This window comes from Ideonella azotifigens (assembly GCF_006519715.1).
Taxonomy (GTDB): domain Bacteria; phylum Pseudomonadota; class Gammaproteobacteria; order Burkholderiales; family Burkholderiaceae_C; genus Ideonella; species Ideonella azotifigens.
Map to the genome: position 1 here is coordinate 1 of NZ_VIDT01000577.1, position 3,518 is coordinate 3,518.

Annotated in this window: 3 protein-coding genes; 2 read left to right on the top strand and 1 reads right to left on the bottom strand. The window is 67.9% G+C overall.

Annotated elements, in window-relative coordinates:
- On the top strand, nucleotides 1-442 hold a 442-nt coding region (locus FKP22_RS24330; protein ID WP_310733367.1), incomplete at its 5' end, for an NAD(P)-dependent oxidoreductase.
- A 34-nt stretch (nucleotides 443-476) separates the two neighbouring features.
- The gene (locus FKP22_RS24335; protein WP_141290245.1) at nucleotides 477-1,454 is read left to right on the top strand and encodes a Bug family tripartite tricarboxylate transporter substrate binding protein; all 978 of its coding nucleotides are present in this window, start codon (nucleotides 477-479) and stop codon (nucleotides 1,452-1,454) included.
- A gap of 1 nt (nucleotide 1,455) precedes the next feature.
- Here the strand turns inward: FKP22_RS24335 and FKP22_RS24340 are convergent, their stop codons facing one another.
- Nucleotides 1,456-3,027, bottom strand: a complete 1,572-nt coding sequence (locus tag FKP22_RS24340) for a methyl-accepting chemotaxis protein (RefSeq protein WP_141290246.1) — start codon at nucleotides 3,025-3,027, stop codon at nucleotides 1,456-1,458.
- Nucleotides 3,028-3,518 lie beyond the last annotated feature (491 nt).

Consider the following 3,518-nt stretch of genomic DNA (forward strand, 5'->3'; position numbering starts at 1 on the left):
CTGCCCGGTCGCCTACACCGACCTGCGCGCGATGACCGATGTGCCGTGGACCTACATCGCCGACCTGAAGGAACTGGCCCGAAGCAGCGACGCACTCGTGCTGGCTGCCGCCGCGGACAAGGCCGAAGGCATCGTCGACGCCGCGGTGCTGGACGCGCTCGGGCCCGACGGCTTCCTGGTCAACATCGCCCGCGGCCGGCTGGTCAACGAGCCGGACCTGGTCGCTGCCCTCACGTCAGGCCGCATTGCCGGTGCCGGGCTGGACGTGTTTGCCGACGAGCCGCATGTGCCGCCCGCGCTGCTCGCGCTGGACAACGTCGTCTGCCAGGCCCACCGCGCCAGCGCCACGCACGAGACGCGCAAGGCCATGGGCGAGATGGTGCTGGCTGCCATCGCCCAGGCGCTGGCGGGCGAACGGCCTGCCATGAGCCTGACGACCTGAATCGCTTCAACCACAACACCGGAGACAAGACATCATGAAGTTCAAGCAACTCGGCGCCATCGCCATCGCCCTCAGCTCGCTGGCCGCGGCACTCGTCAGCGGCCAGGCCTCAGCGCAGGCCTACCCGAGCCGGCCCATCACCATCATGGTGGGCTCCACGCCAGGCAGCACGACGGACGGACTGGCGCGCGCGCTGGGCGCCGTCATCACCAAGGAAACCGGCCAGCCGGTGATCGTGGACAACCGCGCCGGAGCCTCCGGCGGCATTGCCGCACAGGCCACCGCCCGCGCCGCACCGGACGGCTACACGCTGTTCATCACCACCAACACCACGCAGGCCGCCAACCCGCATCTGTTCAAGAAGCTGGTATACGACCCGATCAAGGACTTCACGCCCATCGGCCAGATGGTGCAGGGCTACATGCTGATGGTGGTGAGCCCGACCTCCAAGGCCAAGACCGTGGGCGAATTCATCGCGCTGGCCAAGCAGTCGCCGGGCAAGCTGAGTTTCGGCGCCGGCAGCTCGTCGGCGCGCATCGGCGTGGAGCTGTTCCAGCACATGAGCGGCACGCAGCTGACCTACGTGCCCTACAAGGGCAACCCGCAGGCGGTCATGGACCTGGTCGGTGGGCAGACCGACGTGATGATCGTCGACCTGACCACCAGCCTGCCGCAGGTCAAGGCCGGCAAGCTGCGCGCGCTGGGCGTGAGCAGCCCCACGCGCTCGCCGTTGGTGCCCGGCGTGCCGACCATTGCGGAATCCGGTCTGCCAGGCTACGTGGCCAACCACTGGAACGCGCTCTATGCGCCAGCCGGCACGCCCACCCCCATCGTGCAGCGCCTGAACGAGCTGATGCGCAAGGCGATGGCGACCGATGCGCTGCGCGAGTTCGCCGAACAGAACGGCATGGAAACCCACCCCACCTCGCCGCAGGAACTAGCCGCCTTCCAGCTCGCCGAGCTGGACCGCTGGGGCAAGATCATCAAGGACGCGGGCATCCAGCCCGAGTGAATCAGGAGGCCGCCAGCTTGAAGGTGGACATGGCACCCACCAGGTGCTCGCTCTGCTCGCGCAGGCTGGAGGCGGCCGCGGCGCTCTCCTCGGCCAGCGCGGCATTCTGCTGAGTCGATTCGTCCAGCTGGGCGACCGCCTGGCCGACCTGCGCCACGCCGCTGCTCTGCTCGGCGGTGGCCAAGGTGATCTCGCCGACGATGTGGCTGACGCGCTGGATCGCACCGACGATCTCGCTCATGGTCTCGCCAGCGCGGTCCACCAGCGCCGAGCCCTGCTCCACCTGCTCCACGCTGGTGGTGATCAGGGTCTTGATCTCCTTGGCAGCCGCTGCGCTGCGCTGCGCCAGGGCCCGCACCTCGCTGGCGACCACCGCGAAGCCGCGGCCCTGCTCACCGGCGCGAGCCGCTTCGACCGCGGCGTTCAGCGCCAGGATGTTGGTCTGGAAGGCAATGCCGTCGATCACCGTGATGATGTCGGCAATCCGCTTGGAGCTGGCATTGATGCCGCGCATCGTGTCCACCACCTGGCCGACCACCGCGCCGCCACGGCCGGCCACGTCGGACGCGCCTTGCGCCAGCACATTGGCCTGCTGCGCATTTTCGGCATTGCTGCGCACGGTCGAGCCGAGCTGGTCCATGGTCGCGGCGGTCTGCTGGATTGCGCTGGCCTGCAGTTCGGTGCGCGCGCTGAGGTCCGCACCGCCATGGGCGATCTGCTCGGTGCCGGTGGCAATGGAATCCGCCGCGCGGCGCACCTCGTTGACGATGCGCGACAGGCTGCCCTGCATCGCACCCAGCGAAGCGAGCACGCTACCCTGCGGTGCCTCGTGTGCGCCATCCAAGTCGGTCAGGTTCCCTTCGGCAACGCGGCTTGCGACCCGGCTCAGGTCAGCCGGCTCGGCGCCCAGCGCCTTGCGAAGGCCGCGCACGATCAGCCAGCCGGCCAGCACCGCGGCGCCAAGGGCCAGCAAGCAGGCCGCGATCAGCAAGATGCGCTGTTGGCCGTACTGGACCTGGGCTTCTTCCTTCAGTTGCGCTGCACGGGATTCGGTGTAGTCGGCATAGTCCGTCGTGGCCTTGGCCAGCGCCTTGATCAGCGGCCGACACTCGGTGTTCATCTTCGCGATGGCGGCATCGTGCTCGCCCTTCAATGCCAGGTCCACGATGGCCAGCGCCACCGGACCGTAGCGCTGCTCCACCTGGTCAATGGCAGCGACGTGCTGGCGGGCAGCCTCGGACACCCCGCTGGTCGCGACCATGGCCTTCAGCTGCGCCAGGCTGCGCTGCACCTCGGCATGCGCTGCCTTCACCTCCTCGTCCTCGGCAGCCAGGTCGGCCGGCGTAGAAACCAGCACCAGGTTGCGAGCCGCAATGGCGCGGCGGTCGACTGCGATGCGCAGGTGCGAGGCCACCGTGGCGCGTGCGCTCACACCGTCAACATGATGGACAAAGCGCGCATTGGCATCGCCAAGGTCCTTGAGTGCCAGGGCAGCCACGACGGCCACAAGGACGGCGAGGATGCCAAAGGCCAACGTGAGCTTGGCGCGAATCGTCAGGGAGCGGTGTGTCATGGCTGTCTCTTCTTGGTGGTGCAAAGGGCCCGCGCGGAAGCAACGCGGCTTGCTTGGTCTACAGAGACTTCGGCCACCCAGTCGACCAACTGAATGATGGCAACTGCGCACGACTCGCCACCTGCGGTGTGCTCGCCGTCACTAATTCACGGTAGCCGCGTTTTCATGCGGCACCCCAAGAGGGCGCAAGCGCCGGGATGACCGCACTTTCGAGCGCCTGGGGGCTCTGCAGTGTTCCGAAATGAGGGCCAAACATGGCACTTTGTCTCGCTTTCCACTGGGTGCTCCGATGGAATAGTCAAGTTCGTGACACCGGGTCTGCACCCGGTCAAGTTCGGGCGTGGCGCCTCAAGTCGAGGACCAGCCCGCCGATGTGAGGCCGTATGCCTGCTTCCACAATGCCTTCTTCGCCCGTCGCTCCCAGCGCCGCCACCACCCTCATCCAGCGGCTCGGCCGCATGCATGGCAGCGGCATGGGCCTGGCCGGCGCG

Excerpts from the sequence above, each read along its gene's own strand:
- FKP22_RS24335 (WP_141290245.1), top strand. The coding sequence starts at position 477 with ATGAAGTTCAAGCAACTCGGCGCCATCGCCATCGCCCTCAGCTCGCTG.
- FKP22_RS24340 (WP_141290246.1), bottom strand. The coding sequence starts at position 3,027 with ATGACACACCGCTCCCTGACGATTCGCGCCAAGCTCACGTTGGCCTTT.